Source organism: Sinorhizobium fredii USDA 257 (genome assembly GCF_000265205.3).
Taxonomy (GTDB): Bacteria; Pseudomonadota; Alphaproteobacteria; order Rhizobiales; family Rhizobiaceae; genus Sinorhizobium; species Sinorhizobium fredii_B.
This window is the reverse complement of sequence record NC_018000.1, coordinates 214,846-230,407: the sequence shown is the minus strand read 5'-3', so window position 1 is coordinate 230,407 and position 15,562 is coordinate 214,846. Positions and strand designations below refer to the sequence as shown.

Here is a 15,562-nt window from a genome sequence, read left to right as displayed (position 1 = left end):
CATGGCCGACACCCCGAAGGACATCCACTACGGCATTCCCGAGGGCACCCGCGCCACCCTGACCGGCTTCTCCGAGGACGGGCTGGTCGAGAAACCAGCAATCGAGCTTCTGGAGAGCCTCGGTTGGAGCCACTTCAATCTCTATGTCGAAACCTTCGGCCCTGACGGCTCGCCGTTTCGCGACACGCTGCGCGATCCCTATCTGACCAAGACGTTGCGCACTGCGCTTGCCCGGCTGAACCCCGACCTGACACCGGATGCCCTCGACCTTGCCTTCGACACCCTGACGCAGGACCGCGCATCGATGGTGCCTATGGCCGCGAACCGCGAAGTTCTGGAACTGGTGCGGGATGGGGTCGATGTGGAATACCGCGACGAAGACGGCGGCATGGCGAAGGAGAGGGTCCGCGTCATCGACTGGCGCGATCTTAACGCCAATGACTTCACCCTGATTTCTCAGGTCTGGATCTCGGGCGAACTTCACCGCCGCCGCACGGATCTGATCGGCTTTGTCAACGGAGTGCCGCTGCTATTCATTGAGCTGAAGGCCGGACACCGGCGGATCGAGGATGCCTATCGCGACAATGTCCGCGACTACCGCGACAGCATTCCGCAGCTCTTCGGTCCCAATGGCTTTGTTCTGGTCTCCAATGGGCTCGACACCCGGATCGGCGCATCGGCCTACTCCCCATGGGATACCTTCAAGGAATGGAAGCGGGTCGACGACGAGACCGAACCGGGCCGCGTATCGCTTGAAACCGCCATCCGGGCCGCCGCCACGCCCGAACGCCTGATCGACCTTGTCGAGAACTTCCTCGTCTTCGAGGAGACCAAGGACGGCCTCGTCAAGAAGATTGTCCAGAACCATCAGTTTCTCGGGGTGAACAAGGCGGTTCAGGCCGTCGTCAACCTGGGGGAGAACCGGGGCAAGCTCGGGGTCTTCTGGCACACGCAAGGCTCCGGCAAGAGCCTTTCCATGCTGACCTTCACGCGGAAAGTTCTGCGCACGATCCCCGGGGCCTGGACCTTCGTGATCGTCACCGACCGCGAGGAACTAGACAAGCAGATTTCGGACGTCTTCGCCGCGTGTGGCGCTGTGACCAAGGACGTGCGCGAGGTCCGCGCCGGGTCCAAGGAGCATCTGAAGACGCTACTGCGTGGCAACGAGCGCTTCGTCTTCACGCTCATCCACAAATTCGGCACGGCCAAGGGCGAGACCTTTCCGATCCTCTCCGATCGGTCGGACATCATCGTCATCGCCGACGAGGCCCATCGCTCGCAATATGACACGCTGGCCGCCAACATGCGCCGCGCCCTGCCGAACGCCGCCTTCATCGGCTTTACCGGAACACCCTTGATGGCGGGGGAAGAGAAGACCCGTGACGTCTTCGGCGACTATGTCTCGACCTACACCTACCAGCAGTCGACCGAGGACGGAGCCACGGTTCCTCTCTACTACGAGAACCGCATCCCCGAGCTGGAGTTCGCTAACGAGAGCTTCGCGGAGGATGTGGAAGCCGTCATCGAAGAGGCCGATCTCGACGAGGAGCAGGAGCGGGAACTCGAAAAACGCCTCGGCACCCAATACCACCTGATCACCCGCGAGGACCGGCTGGATCGGATTGCCGAGGACCTCGTTCGCCACTTCGTCGGTCGCGGCTATCGTGGCAAGGCCATGTTCGTGGCAATCGACAAGGCAACGGCAGTGCGGATGTACGACAAAGTTCGCCGTGCTTGGGATGCCGAGATAGGACGGCGCGACGCAGCCCTTGCTTCAGCCTCCTCCGACGAGCGCGAGGCTTTGGCCGCTATCGTCGCCTTCATGCGCGAGACGGACATGGCCGTCGTGGTCAGCCAAGGCCAGAACGAGATCGCCGATATGGAGGCCAAGGGCCTCGACATTCGCACCCACAGGAGGCGGATGATAGAAGAGGATCTGGACGAGCGGTTCAAGAAGGGCAGCGATCCGCTTCGACTAGTCTTCGTTTGCGCCATGTGGATCACGGGCTTCGACGTGCCGACTTGCTCGACCATCTACCTCGACAAGCCGATGAAGAACCACACGCTGATGCAGACCATCGCCCGTGCCAACCGCAATGCGCCGGGCAAAAAGGCCGGTCTGATCGTCGACTATGTCGGCATCTTCCGCAATTTGGAGAAGGCGCTCGCGATCTATGCGGTTGGCGGTGCAACCAATGCCAAGCCGATCGAGGACAAGTCCGCTCTTGTCGAGGACCTTGCCCAAGCCATTGAGGACGCCCTCGTCTTTTGCCGTGCCCGGAACGTCGACCCTAGCGCAATCCTTGAGGTGACAGGGTTCGACAGGCTGGCGAGGCTCGGCGATGCAGTGGAAGCGTTGAACGGCACCGATCCAGAGCGGCGCACCTTTCTTGCGCTGGCCACCAATGTCTGGAGCACGTTCAAATCTGTTCTCCCGGATGCCCGGGCCGAGCCCTACCGGAGGGTCTCTGCCGCCATCGAGGTGATCGCCGAGCGTATTCGTTCCCTGGCCGAACGCCCGGACATTTCCGAAGTTGCCAACCGGATTGAGGCTCTCCTCGACAACTCCATTGCGGGTGTCGAGATCACCGCGCCGATCCGCGAGAACGGCGATACAGAGGGCCTGTTCGACCTGTCCCGTCTCGACATTGAGCGACTGAGGGCAATGTTCGCACAGAACAACCGACAGCGCACCGAAACTCAGCGCCTCCGTAGGGCTGTCGAAGATCGGTTAGAGGAAATGGCCGCGCGAAACCCTACGCGACGTGGCCTCGTCGAGCGCTTCGAAACGCTGATCGCCGCATACAACGCCGGAAGCCTCACCGCCGCCGACTTTTTCGAACAGCTACTCGCCCTTGTTGGCGATATGAACGCCGAAGATCAAAGGGCGATCCGCGAGGGGCTCACCGAGGAAGAACTTGCGATCTTCGATATCCTGACCCAGCCGGAACCGAAGCTCGGTCCGGAGGATGAGGACCTCGTCAAACGTGTGGCAAAGTCACTGCTGGAGAAGCTCAGGGCTGAGAAGCTGGTTCTCGACTGGCGACTGAAGGAACGTGCGAAAGCTGCCGTCAAAGCCGCGATCCAACAGTTGTACGACGACGGCCTCCCCCAGGTATATGGGCAAGGCATCTTCGACGAGAAGGTCGAGCGAACTTACCAGTGGGTGTTTGAGAAGTACCCGGGCGGATCGGAAACAAGCACAGTTCAGTGACCTGCTGTCAGCAACGCCGGAATGTTTGGTGCAGAAATGTGCGCCACCCATCGGATGAGCGGCAAATTCGAACGTCCCCCCTTGGGGTATCCTCCTGCCGAAGAACACACGGCACCTTCACCGAGTTTGACCCTGCGAATGTGCGCATGATATCTTGCGTGTGTGGTGGAGCCGAGGCATTTGCGCCTCGACCCCTTGCGCCCCTACGGGGCTGCCGGATTGGGCCGCTGCTACGGCTTTCTCCGGGAGGAAACGGGCTAAGGCGGTTCCATATTGGCACCTCCTCCCATTTCAACCATTGTTCCGGTGGGCTTGGCATTCCCAAGTCCATCGGTCACCTCTTCAGTCCTGCTCCCCATTGGCTACCTTTCCGTCCCATCAATTGCGCCGGCATTCGATTGACCCTGGTCGCTGCGCGGGAGCATCTGTTTCAGCTGCCTAAGTTGGCGCTTCTCTTGCAGCAGTTTCTCCGCATAGGGCAAAAGACGCTCCTTCGTCGGTGCCACATCGTAAAAGGGCCTACCGTCTTCGGTGCGGCTCTTGCTGATGAAGCCCTTGGCTTCGAGAGATTTAATGCTCCTCTGAATAGTCCGCTGGCTTACGCCCATGCGCTCAGCGATTGTTGTTGCGCGAGGGAAGACGGCGTCCTTTGGTCGCCACCAATGGGCCAGTAAGTTTAGAAGCACGTTCAGTTCCTCGCTTGAAAGGCGCAAGTCTGACTGAGCAAACAGCAGCACATCCGGAACCGCTTGGTACCCGGCTTCCACGACCCGTCCCCATCGCTCCGAAATTCGAAACCCTTCCAGCGGCTCCCGCGAAGCCAGTTCAGATAAGTTCTTAATTGTCATGCTTGTCCAGGTAGCATTTACATTCTATTAAGTAAAGAAGATCTGATTATTGCGTGACATTTTTGTCGCTTTTTCTGCAACGTAGAGCTTCGACCATCGAGCATTTCGACACAAGGTGATCGGCACTTTGTGCGGTTCCCTAAAGGTGTACGCTAAGCGAAGTGGCTGGCCTGTGGTCCGCGAAAGCGTCACGTTGGGACCAAATCGCACTAGGGATGCGCAACTACCCTTATCCAATTGACGCGGGTCCGCTCCATCAATGGCGGAGATTTATCTGACACAACGTTCGTTGACATTTGATAATTCATTGGCATGTTGTCTCCAACAGAGGAGAGCGGACATGCAGCAGTACGTCATCTACACCCGAGTAAGCACCGAGGATCAGGGCCGCAGTGGTCTGGGGCTGGAAGCACAGGAACGCGACATCGCGATCTTCCTCGACAAGTTCTCCGACATCCCCTTCGAGATCATCGGGGAGTTCTGTGAGGTGCAATCGGGAGCGAACAGCGAACGTCCCGAGCTGAACAAGGCTTTGGAGCTGGTGCGTAAGACAGGGGCTGAGTTGCTGGTTGCCAAGCTGGACCGACTGAGCCGTAAGGTGTCTTTCATCGCCACGCTGATGGATGACAAGAGGGTTAAGCTGCGGGTCGCGCAGATGCCTCAGGCCGACAAGTTCCAGCTTCACATCTACGCAGCGCTGGCCGAGCAGGAGCGAACGTTCATATCAGAGCGAACCAAGGCGGCGCTGAAGGCAGCGAAGGGGCGGGGCGTCCGTCTCGGTGGCCTCCGCGACAAGACGATGAAGCGCAACAAGGCGATCCAGCTTAAGGCCGACGCCGAAGCTACTAAGGTCATGAAAATCGTAGGGCCGTTGAGAGCGTCGGGGCAGACCCTGAGCGCCATAGCTGAGACGCTGGACAGCATGAACATCCCAACGTCGCGGGGCGGCAAGTGGACGCCCACTCAGGTGTCGAGAGTTTTGGAGAGAGTGGGCGCTCGGTTGTCATAGCGGCCGTATTCTGCTGCGGTCGAGGCATTTCAGAGCGGCAGCGTCTTCCCGCCACTATCCTAGCAGGAACCACAAAACGCATTCAGAAGTCGACCACGGAAACATGAAGCAAACCGAATAGGGGCAACAGGAGCAATATCGTTTTGATCTTGCGCATTCACAACCTTGAAAGGATTTCCATGTCTGCTGCTGCTCTCCCTGCCAATGGCATCGCCCGCTCCCGCTTCTTTCATGTCACCTACTTCCGGGATGAACTCTTGTTGGACAATCTCGAACGTCTGATCGTCGCTCCAACCACCGACGCGGCCCGAACGGCGGTCCACGACCTGGGCCCCATTGAGGACGACCATGAAGCATTGCTCAAGGAACTCAGTGAGCAAGAGTTCAAGACGTTTTGTCGGCTCTTTGAGCGCATTGATCGTAACCGCCAATGGGTCGCGGTCGTAAAGACAGAGATCAGCCTCCACCCCCCTGCTATGCCGCGCAAGGAGTGACGAGCGCTACGGCGACCGGAAATAGGGGCAACAGTAGGTGGGCCGGGGGTTCATCTATAGTTCTACACCGTGGTTGGTGCCTTGGCGGGCTACGGTCCTGGCTTAAGTTCCCTTGGGGGGTAAGGTGTCATCACCTCTCCTCCCCTTGACCCAGAGCACCACCGCAGTGAACCACGGTCCACACCTGCGTGTCAGCCTTGGGCCGAGACCGTCACTCCCTCTCGCAGGTGATCTCCGTGGCACCCACGCGAGAGCTTCCGCGCGGTCCTGACCGAGGCTGAGCGCTGGGGCTGTGAACCGGATTAAGGAGGATCAACGATCCCCTTCCAGCCAGTAGGCAGCCAGAGGTCGAACCGGCGTTGCACCGTCTGCCTTTGCGCAGGACGATCTGTGACGGGCATCCTCCATTCTTCGGGCTCTGGCGCGACACGGCCAACGTTTCCAGTACCAGCCACAGATGCGCTGCTGTTTGCGCTGGTGCCATCACCCCTGCCAAACCCTCGGCGCTCGTAAATCGCCTCCACCGCATCGCAAGGAATGCCGGTCTGGACGCAGTGTCGCCGCCTTCACCTTCAACATCTCCACCAACAGGAAAGGTATCCTGCATTGATCCCAGCGGTCCTCACCGCCATGTACACCATCGAACTGATCGGGTCCTTCGTCGCCCGTCATGTCGAAAGCGGCCTTACGGTTGATCTCACCTCCCGTCGAAACCGCAGCACCACCAAGGGGCCGCTCTCGCCGTTGTGCCGGAAGCTCGTTGAACTTGGGCATGATCCGGACGGGAGAGTTCATGTCATCCGCAAGGCGTTGGACAGAGACGGACACATTCCCGTCTTTCAGCGCGACCGAACGCTTGAGACTTGGGCCAACCGTGATTGTGTCGAGAGCGAAACGCGGTCGGTGCACGTCCAGAAGTATCGTCCGTATCCTGATGCGGTAGAGGCAACCCAGAAGGGCCAGCATCTCTCGACCATCTGAGGTGTTTGGACGTCGCGAACGCGCCTCCTGGAGGCATGGCAGCATGTTTCCAGATTGGTGCTCACTGTCCACCTTGGCTCTCCTCGGACTTGAGCCTTGGTGGAACGGAGAACGGATCAGTCTGTTTTGAACGCCAGTGTCTCGTCCCCGTCCTCGCCTATCGGTGTCGTTTGCCGCGTCCTACGAGGCGTTGTATGGATCGGCTGTGATCCAAGGGGGCCAGATGCGCTACAAACTGCCGACCGAAATTCGACATCTTATCCATGCCAGAAACCAGCTCCGTGCGCGATACGAGAGGTTTGGTCTGAAGTTCACGCCCGACGGCAATCTTGTTGGCGATCTTGGTGAGGCCGTTGCTGCAGAGCTTTTTGACCTGCAGTTGGTCGATCAGCGTGGTTACAAAGGAATTGATGCGCATACGCGCGAAGCGGTGCCGCGATCCGTCCAAATCAAGGCGACTGGGCGGGGCGACAACCTGATCTTCACGCATACTGACGCTCCAGCAGACATCTTGATCGGATTGGTGCTCCGATACGAGCAAGAGGAGGTCGAGGTCGTCTACAATGGACCATACGATGTCGGCCTATTCGGATTTCACACCGCGTGGCAAGGACAGCGATCGCAACGTGTCAGCCGCTTTCGTTTGTGGAACGCGAATGTGAAGAACGACGATCGCCTACAGCCGACACTGCCGCCGCTGGCTTAAAATTCCGCAGCCTCGGCCAAGTTGATTTCTCAGCGAACGTGCGGCCACTGTGGTTGTCCACAGGATGGTAGATGGTTCCGTGAGTGGAATGGATCTCCAGTTCGGCGGCTGCAAGTCAGCGCCTCGACGAGAGATCGACCACTTCCCAACCGCTCCGCAAATGGAACATTCCCCTTAGTGGATTGATTTTGTTCAAGTTTTTCTTGCGCACCCGTCTGCGCCAGGACTACTCCCGCTTCGTAGATGTTGCTCATTTTGGAGGAAGCAGTGACGAAGTTCGTGCCAACACCCCCGGCGACGCCGCGACAGTTCCGCAAATTCCAGGATGTCGCGACCCCTCCGTTCTACGACACAGCGTTCTCATACTTCTCACGTCGGTTGCCATTCGCGTTCAGCCTTTTGGAGGACCCGGTCAACGATGTCGAGGCGGATCTCGGAACGCTGGCTCTCAGAACCTTGGCAATGGGGAAGGAGATTAAGATCGTGGAAGCTCCGACCGCTCTGAAAGAACGAGGCAAACATCGAACCTTGGCGTTCCCAATGCTCGTCATGGCTCGGTACTATGTGCTGCCCTCCTACGCGCGACGCAAGAATGAGCGCCCGACTGACGCTGGCCAATAACGCCGTCTCGCGCTGGGCTTGAAACTGTTACAGCAACATGTTACACCCACCGCAGACATCCTGAGCCTAACTACTTGAAAACACTGGAGTGTTCCACCGAGATGAGGGACTTCAAATCTCTCTAGCAGCACCAGTTTTTTCAGCAAATCAGGTCCCATCGGCAAGTTGCGCACTGGCTTGCTGAGTTGCGCACCTATACGAATGGCCCTGTGTTGCCATTTTTTGTTCTGACGCACGGTGCCCCCGTAAAGGGTCCTCATCCAAGGTCCTCTCCTTCGTCGTCAGCTGGGATGACTTGATGAATATCCGTCACGACGTAACCCCCTCGGCTCGTCGCGGATGTACTGAACGTGGACATCCACAACAAAAGCGCTCGTGAGCGGATTGACCTCTCGTGTCATTTGGCTCTTCAGGTTTTGAAGGCTTTTCCTGAAATAGACGGGCAGAGGCTTATCATGGATGTCAGGTATGATTCCCCTATCGCCCGTGCGGCCGCGCTCCTTCCCTGGCCCGCGATTTGCTTGGTCCATAAAGAGCATCACTTCTCGCTTTATCTGTTCGCGATGCGCGGTTTCATCCTCGCCCTCTTCTAAGAGGGGGAACTCAAGCGCCTTATCGATGTTTATCGCCGCTCCGACGCCGTTCCTACTTCTCGCATAGCCGCCTCGGCCCGTAATACGGCTGGAACGTGCAATCATCCGGACGAAACGACCGATAGGCCCTCGCGCAAGCCCTGAAGTTGCAGGCCGGCGCCGACCCTGCCACTTGCGCGCCGCTCTCCGCCGGCGTGCCCTCGGCGAGCGCGGCGGTCATGAAGTTCCGCCAGATCCGCGCCGGCAGTTTGCCGCCGGTGACGTCCTTCATCGGCGTCTCGTCGTCATTGCCGACCCAGACGCCGACGATCAGCGGTTCGGTGAAGCCGACGAACCAAGCGTCGCGGTGGTTCTGGCTGGTGCCGGTCTTGCCGGCGGCGAGCGTGCCGATATCGGCCTCGCGGCCCGTTCCGCGCTCGACGACGAGCCGCAACAGGGAGACGAGATCGGGCCGGTACTGGCTGATATCGGTCACCGCCTCCTTGGATGGGCCGACCCGGAAGGCCTGCGGCTGGCCTTCGGCGTGCAGCGATTCGATGCCCCAGGCCTCGATCGGCGCCCGGCCCGCCCGCACCGAGGCATAGGCGCCGGTGAGATCGAGCAGGTTCACCTCCGAGGAACCGAGCGCCAGGCTCGGCGTGTCGGCGAGCTTGGCGTCGATGCCGAGTTCGCGCGCCGCGGCGATCACCTCGTCGATCCCGACCTCAGTCGCGAGCGCGACGGTCGCAGCGTTCAGCGACCGCGCGAAGGCTTCGGCGATGCTGACCATGCCGCTATAGCCGCCGCCGAAGTTCTCCGGCGACCAGCCGTTGATCTCGATCGGCGCATCCTCGACCGGGTCGAACGGCGTCAGGCCCCTCTTCAGGGCGGCATAATAGACGAACAGCTTGAAGGCCGAGCCGGGCTGGCGCATCGCCGAGAAGGCGCGATTGAAGGTGCTCTTCGTATAGTCGCGGCCGCCGACCATGGCAACGACGGCGCCCTCCGGCGTCATCGCCACCAGGGCGGCTTGCGAGACGCCCGCCTTGCCGCCTTCCCGCTTCAGCGCGTCGGCGACGACCTTGTCGGCGATCGCCTGCAGCCGCGGCACCATGGTGGTCCTCACCTTGATCGTGCCGCGATAGGGGCCGGCGAGTTCGCGGGCATCCTGCATGATCCAGTCGGCAAACCAGCTTCCCGAGCGGATCGCCGGGCTGGTCGGCTGCAGCTTGCCGACGTCGGCGCGGGCGACCTTCGCCTCTTCCGAGGTGATCCTGTTGACCTTCACCATCGCATCGAGGACCAGTTCCGCCTGCTGGCGGGCGCCGTCCGGATTGGTGAGCGGGTTGAGCTGCGAGGGGGCGCGGATAATGGCCGCCAGCATCGCCGACTCGCCGATATTGAGCTCCTGCACCTCCTTGTCGAAATAGATGCGTGCCGCCGCCGGCACGCCGGTAGCTCCGGCGCCGAGATAGATATTGTTCAGGTAGCGGGTGAGGATTTCGTCCTTGCCGAGCTTGCGCTCCAGCCAGAAGGCGATCACCGCCTCCTGGATCTTCCGCTTCCAGGTGCGGTCGCGCTCGAGATAGAGGATCTTGATCAGTTGCTGGGTGATGGTGCTGCCGCCCTGCACGACCTCGCCCGCCCCGAGATTGGTGTAGATCGCCCGGGCGATGCCCCTCAGGTCGATGCCGGAATGCTCATAGAAGCGCCGATCCTCCCTGGCGAGCACCGCCTCGACGAGATGCGGCGGAAAGTCCTTGCGCGCCGCGTAGGATCCCTGAAAGGGGCCTTGGCTCACCAGCGGCTTGCCGTCGGCGGTTTCCAGCACGACGACCGGTTTCAGCGAGCCCTCGGCGATCTCCTCCCAGGGAACATCGCGGAGCGCCCAGGCAAAGACGATAGCCAGCAGGACGAACGACGCCAGAGCCGCTGCCGCTGCGCTCCGCAGCAGGATTGTACGCCGGCTGCTGCGGCTCTTCGGTACGGCTTGCTGTTCTTCGGTTCGTGCGGCTCGCCGCGCCTTCAGCCAAAGGCTTGCCGAGCGCCCCGCCACGGCGCTATCGCGTACGGTCGTCCGCCTAAGCCGCTCGATGGCGCCACGCGTAGCGGCGGCCGATTTTTTACCGGCCCGGCGGGCTGCAACCGGCACTTCCTCGGCAAGTGCCCGGCCAAGTCTGGTCAGCGCGCGGCCGAGGCCAGCAAGTGCCCTTCGGGTTTTTGCAAATGCGGCGCCCTTCGAACGGTCCGGGTGATCTCGGCTCGGCTCGGTTTCTTCTGGCCCCTGGCTCTCTGGGCCAATCTTCGACGCGGCATCGCTTTGCGCCATCCGTGCTCTCGATCAAATGTCACCCGTGCATTCGCTGGGAACGCATCGGGCGGCGAGTGGTTGCCAGAAACATGTCTAAAACATGGTGGCGCTGAATCTTATCAGTATGCCGGCTGCGGAGACCCATGAAGATATCATTAACCATCTCCGAGGTTACTCGGGGAACAGCACGATCGCCGCCACAGGAATAACTCCATTTCACGCTTTGACAGCGGGAGCGGCAAATCATGCGGTCTTGGAGGACAAAGGGATGATCAAATCGGGTCTCGGCGCCACCATCGCCGTCCTCGTCGTGTCGATCGCGGTGTCCGGCATCCTCCACGTCGCTTTGTCCCAACATAGGACGCAGGCGAACGCCGCCGTCTCCGGCGAGTTCACCTCATCGATACCGCGGTGACGGTCGCCACCGTTTCCTTAAATCCTGACAGATTCAAGGATAGAACACGTTGCGATTCAAAGCGCTACAGCGACCTTTGTGCGACTGAAAAGACGCACGGCGCTGTAGGCACGCAATGCTTCAACCGGGCGCTCGGCTCGCCGGACCGTCGCGGCAAACGCCGGTCTCCGCCCACGCTAGCCGCCCGCCGGTAAGGGCGCGCCGCTCCAGACGTTGAATGATGTTGTCGGTGGTTTTTAGAAAGCCCGCTGACGCGGCTCCGGTCTGAAATCCCCGAGCTGAGCCAGAAGCTCGTCGCAGGAGCACTTCTTCCTGTCCATCAGGTCGAGGATGCGCCGGGCGGCTCTGTTGGCCTCTGCTCCATCTTTGCCGACATTGTGCAGGGCGCACCAGACATCCAGGGCTCCGCGCATAACATCGACGTCATCGGGTGAATAGGCTTGACGCACGAACCCCTCCCAAGGTGTACCTCATGCGGCCATCATGGGGCATTTGGGGGGAAATTCAAGAGAATAGTGAGGGACCCCAATAAGTCATATTATTGCGACACCGCAGACGTTTTTTGAATGCCGTCGGCCTATCGTCCGGCATCGCTGCCGGTGGTAACCGAAGCTTAAGGTTCAACCGCTAGTTTGACGATGCGATGGTGGACAATCGCAATTCCCCTTTCTTGAAACCGGCCCCGCCGGTTTCTTTTTTAGGGGGCCCCCTTGCGCATGAGCCTCATACGCGAACGCTCTGCTCTACGAAATCCTCCGTTCCGAAGAACCTCAAATAGCGCTGCACCTCGGCGGGATCGCCGGTCGCCTTGCGCGGATTGTCGGAAAGCTTGACGGCCGGGCGGCCGTTGGCTTCGCTGACCTTGCAGACGATCGAAATCGGGTTGAGGCCGCTGATCTCGGTCGGCGCGCAGCCGGCGAAATCGTTGGTCAGATTGGTGCCCCAGCCGAAGCTCATGCGCACGCGACCTTCGAAATGACGATAGGTCTTGATGATCGTGTCGACGTCGAGGCCGTCGGAGAAGATCAGCAGTTTGTCGCGCGGATCGCGGCCCTTTTTCTGCCACCAGGCGACGATCTTCTCGCCGCCCTCGATCGGCGGGGCGCTGTCCGGCCGGAAGCCGGTCCAGTCCGCCACCCAGTCCGGGGCATTGCGCAGGAAGGCGGCGGTGCCGAACGAATCCGGCAGGACGATCAGCAGATTGCCGCCATAGAGCTGGTTCCAGTCCTGCAGGACCTTGTAGGGAGCGGCGGCGAGCTCCTTGTCATTGCGGGCAAGTGCGGCCGCCACCATCGGCAGCTCGTGGGCATTGGTGCCGAGCGCCTCCAGATCGTTGTCCATGGCGAGGAGCACGTTGCTGGAGCCGGAGAAGGAGGCGCCGATGCCTTCCTTCAGCGCCTCGACGCACCAGCGCTGCCACAGAAAGCTGTGCCGGCGGCGGGTGCCGAAGTCGGAAATGCGCAGGCTCGGATAATGCCGCAGCTGCTCGACCTTCGACCACATCCTGGCCTTGGCGCGCGCATAGAGCACGTCGAGCGTGAAGGGGCCGAGACCCTTCATCGCGGCGCGCGAGCGCAGTTCGTTGATGATCGCCAGCGCCGGAATCTCCCACATCGTCGTCTCGACCCAGCGGCCGCGGAAGGCCAGCTCGAACTGACCGTCGCGGCGCGACAGCTCGTATTCGGGCAGGCGGAACTTGGCGAGCCAGCTGAGGAATTCCGGCGAGAAGATCTGCTTGCGCCCATAGAACGTGTTACCGGCGAGCCAGATCATCTCCTTCTTGGTGAAACGCAGGGTGCGGGCGTGATCGAGCTGGTCGCGCAGCTCCTGTTCGTCGATCTCCTCGGCGAGACGCACGGTCTTGGTGCGGTTGATCAGCGAGAAGGTCGCGTCGACATCCGGATAGAGCTGCCAGATCATCTGCAGCATCAGCAGCTTGTAGAAATCCGTATCCAACAGGCTGCGGATGATCGGATCGAGCTTCCAGGTGTGGTTATAGACCCGCCGCGCGATATCGGTCTTGGGCATCTGCGACTACGCTCCTTCTGGATCCCCATGGGCCATAGCGATCGATTGATCCTGCTTCGGGCTAGAGCAACTCGACGCCCGCCTCGCGCATACGCCCAGTCATCGCGGCAAGCGATCCGTTGAGATCGATGCCGCGACAGGCGCCGAGCACGACGGAGGTCGAAAAACCCTGGGCGACTGCATCGAGCGCCGAGTAGGCGACGCAGAAATCGGTTGCCAGACCGCAGAGGGTCACCTTGGATATTCCACGCTCGTGCAAATAGCCGGCGAGGCCCGTCGGGGTCCGGTGGTCGTTCTCGAAGAAGGCCGAATAGCTGTCGATTTCGGTGCGGAACCCCTTGCGCACGATCAGTTCCGCCGTCGTCCACCGCAAAGCGGGGTGAAAATCGGCGCCCGGGCTGCCCTGGACGCAATGATCGGGCCAAAGCGTCTGCTCGCCATAGGGCATCGTCACCGTCTGGAAAGGCGCCTTGCCGGGATGGCTCGACGCGAAGCTCGAATGGCCGGCCGGGTGCCAGTCCTGCGTCAGGATGACGTGCCGGGCCCCTTCGATGAGGCGGTTGACGATCGGCACGACTTCATCGCCATCCTCGACCGCGAGCGCGCCGCCCGGGCAGAAGTCATTTTGCATGTCGATGACGATCAGGGCATCTTCAGCCATGGCCACTCCTCGCGATCGCCGGCGGACATTGGCGGTCGGCAAATCGATTTAAGCGCAAGATCAATCACAGAACGCGCGAGGCGGCAAGCATGTTCACCGGCGGCGGCCGCTCGGCGCGAATGATGGCAAGCCTCTAAAGGCGATCGATTCTAGGATGTTAACGCGCGGCGCGGGCGGGCGCGGCTCCGTTTCAGAAGCGTGGCCTGTGGGGACGTGACTCCCCCACGTGACCATCAATTGTTGAGATCGTTCAGGTTGTCGGCGATGCTGACGCCGGAATTCGCAATGCCGATCGGCCGCGCGATGAATTCCATGAACTTGGAGATGTCGACCGAGGGGTGGCGCGAGGCGTAGATGACGTCGCGGTTCTTGATCGGGAAGGTCTGTCCGACGATCAAACTGTCGGGGTTCGTCATGTTGAAACGGTAGACGATCGGATAGCGGCCGACCCTGTCGGGCTGCATGCCCTTGCTCAGCATCGTGTTGAAACGCTCCCGGCCGAGCAGGCTCATGACGATGTCCGGCTCCTCGTAGCGGAAGACGAAATAGCCCTTCGCATCGATGGTGCGATCCGCCCCGCCGCCGGCCAGCGCCACGGCTTCGAGCAGGTTCAGATCGTTGGCGCCGAATTCGACGCGCTGGTTGGCCCGCACCTGGCCGAGGATCGTGAAGGTGCGCGGGTCGCGGGTAACGAAAATCTGGTCGCCCTGCTTGACATGGATGTTTTCCGACGGGCTCTCGATGATCGACTTCAGCAGAACCGTTCCGGTCTTCTTGCCGCGCACCAGCGTGACATAGGTCTCGTAGGGCTGCGCCGAGGGACCACCGGCCTTGGCGATGACCTCGTTGATCGTTTCGCTGACGAGATTGAGCGGCACCACCGACGGGCGGCCGACGGCGCCGGAGACGGTGACGATGCGCGACGCGGTCGAGGTGCTGGTGACAATGACGTCCGGCTCCACGGCCTTCTGCTTCAACGCGTCGAGGATCGCCTGGCGCGCCTGCTCCAGCGTCAAGCCGGCGAAGCGAACGGAGCCGACATAGGGGATTGCCGCCTTGCCGTCCGGCTGGACGACGAGGTCGATGCTCGTTTGTTTCGATTCCGTTGTGGAAAACAGGCCGTCGCTGCCCGCCTCGAAGATGGTGACCTTCAACTGGTCGCCGACGCCGATCACTACCTGGCCGACCCCGCCGCCAATGCCGAAGCGGCGGCTCAGCGTCGTCGCCACATATTCGGAAACGAGCCGTGCGGACTGGCCGTCGATATCGATGATGTCGAAAACGGTGGCGTTCCTCCTGCCGATCTCCGATCCCGACTGGCCGGCTTCTGCGACGATGGCGCTTGTCAGTGGCCCCTCGCCCGGTACAGCCTGACATCCCGCAAGTGCGGTACAAAGCAGAAGGGCAGTCACTCGTTTCACTACTTCACTCCGTATTCGGCACAGCGATGATTCTGTTCAAAGATCTGCGCCGCATCCTTCCCGGCAGGATCCGCCGGTCCCTGAAAAGCACAATCGCCGTCCCACAACAAGCCACCCGCCGTTAAGCCGGCCAAAATATTCGGCACTGCGCCTTTCCGGTCATACCCGCTCGAAATCGGTTACGAACTGTCGCCGTAATTGTGTTGGACGCGGGCGGCGGGACGTTTATCTAGGCCTTTGGGGTTGAAAGCTAGGCACTATGGGTTAAAAGCTCGCTAATA

14 protein-coding genes are annotated in these 15,562 nt (G+C 60.8%); 8 read left to right on the top strand and 6 right to left on the bottom strand.

What is annotated here, in order from left to right; translation table 11 throughout:
* Position 1: 1 nt before the first annotated feature.
* Positions 2 to 3,214 carry a type I restriction endonuclease subunit R gene (locus tag USDA257_RS01015; protein ID WP_014761001.1) on the top strand — a complete coding sequence of 1,071 codons (3,213 nt, stop codon included), beginning with the start codon at positions 2 to 4 and terminating at the stop codon, positions 3,212 to 3,214.
* A gap of 362 nt (positions 3,215 to 3,576) precedes the next feature.
* Here USDA257_RS01015 and USDA257_RS32965 read toward each other — a convergent pair whose 3' ends face one another.
* Complete coding sequence (locus USDA257_RS32965) at positions 3,577 to 4,062, bottom strand: helix-turn-helix domain-containing protein (protein ID WP_080605490.1); 486 nt, start codon at positions 4,060 to 4,062, stop codon at positions 3,577 to 3,579.
* A 340-nt stretch (positions 4,063 to 4,402) separates the two neighbouring features.
* Here USDA257_RS32965 and USDA257_RS01005 point away from each other — a divergent pair, with 340 nt between their 5' ends.
* The 6 genes from USDA257_RS01005 (at position 4,403) to USDA257_RS00980 (ending at position 8,466) form a co-directional block, all read left to right on the top strand.
* Entirely contained in the window at positions 4,403 to 5,071 is a 669-nt protein-coding gene (locus USDA257_RS01005; protein WP_041413749.1) for a recombinase family protein, read from the top strand.
* Between the two features lie 143 nt (positions 5,072 to 5,214).
* Positions 5,215 to 5,565 (top strand): hypothetical protein, encoded by a 351-nt coding sequence (locus USDA257_RS01000; protein ID WP_014760998.1) that lies wholly within the window; start codon positions 5,215 to 5,217, stop codon positions 5,563 to 5,565.
* A gap of 606 nt (positions 5,566 to 6,171) precedes the next feature.
* A complete protein-coding gene (locus USDA257_RS33320; RefSeq protein WP_144051883.1) occupies positions 6,172 to 6,546 on the top strand; it encodes a hypothetical protein in 375 nt (124 codons plus the stop codon).
* Between the two features lie 223 nt (positions 6,547 to 6,769).
* Positions 6,770 to 7,252: a DUF6998 domain-containing protein gene (locus tag USDA257_RS00990; protein WP_014760996.1), complete on the top strand. Its 483-nt coding sequence runs from the start codon at positions 6,770 to 6,772 to the stop codon at positions 7,250 to 7,252.
* A gap of 267 nt (positions 7,253 to 7,519) precedes the next feature.
* A complete protein-coding gene (locus USDA257_RS00985) occupies positions 7,520 to 7,873 on the top strand; it encodes a hypothetical protein (RefSeq protein WP_144051882.1) in 354 nt (117 codons plus the stop codon).
* 350 nt (positions 7,874 to 8,223) lie between these two features.
* A complete protein-coding gene (locus USDA257_RS00980) occupies positions 8,224 to 8,466 on the top strand; it encodes a hypothetical protein (protein ID WP_041413741.1) in 243 nt (80 codons plus the stop codon).
* Positions 8,467 to 8,518: 52 nt separating this feature from the next.
* Here the strand turns inward: USDA257_RS00980 and USDA257_RS00975 are convergent, their stop codons facing one another.
* Entirely contained in the window at positions 8,519 to 10,774 is a 2,256-nt protein-coding gene (locus tag USDA257_RS00975) for a PBP1A family penicillin-binding protein (protein ID WP_014760994.1), read from the bottom strand.
* Positions 10,775 to 11,024: 250 nt separating this feature from the next.
* Here USDA257_RS00975 and USDA257_RS36980 point away from each other — a divergent pair, with 250 nt between their 5' ends.
* Positions 11,025 to 11,171 carry a hypothetical protein gene (locus USDA257_RS36980; protein ID WP_080605732.1) on the top strand — a complete coding sequence of 49 codons (147 nt, stop codon included), beginning with the start codon at positions 11,025 to 11,027 and terminating at the stop codon, positions 11,169 to 11,171.
* 236 nt (positions 11,172 to 11,407) lie between these two features.
* Here the strand turns inward: USDA257_RS36980 and USDA257_RS00965 are convergent, their stop codons facing one another.
* The 4 genes from USDA257_RS00965 to USDA257_RS00950 all read right to left on the bottom strand — a co-directional run bounded on the left by USDA257_RS00965 (position 11,408) and on the right by USDA257_RS00950 (position 15,281).
* Positions 11,408 to 11,620, bottom strand: coding sequence for a hypothetical protein (locus USDA257_RS00965; RefSeq protein WP_014760992.1), 213 nt, complete (start codon positions 11,618 to 11,620; stop codon positions 11,408 to 11,410).
* A 274-nt stretch (positions 11,621 to 11,894) separates the two neighbouring features.
* Positions 11,895 to 13,199 carry a nicotinate phosphoribosyltransferase gene (gene pncB / locus USDA257_RS00960; protein ID WP_014760991.1) on the bottom strand — a complete coding sequence of 435 codons (1,305 nt, stop codon included), beginning with the start codon at positions 13,197 to 13,199 and terminating at the stop codon, positions 11,895 to 11,897.
* 61 nt (positions 13,200 to 13,260) lie between these two features.
* The gene (gene pncA / locus USDA257_RS00955) at positions 13,261 to 13,860 is read right to left on the bottom strand and encodes a bifunctional nicotinamidase/pyrazinamidase (protein ID WP_014760990.1); all 600 of its coding nucleotides are present in this window, start codon (positions 13,858 to 13,860) and stop codon (positions 13,261 to 13,263) included.
* A gap of 233 nt (positions 13,861 to 14,093) precedes the next feature.
* Positions 14,094 to 15,281 carry a polysaccharide biosynthesis/export family protein gene (locus USDA257_RS00950; protein ID WP_014760988.1) on the bottom strand — a complete coding sequence of 396 codons (1,188 nt, stop codon included), beginning with the start codon at positions 15,279 to 15,281 and terminating at the stop codon, positions 14,094 to 14,096.
* Between the last annotated feature and the right edge of the window lie 281 nt (positions 15,282 to 15,562).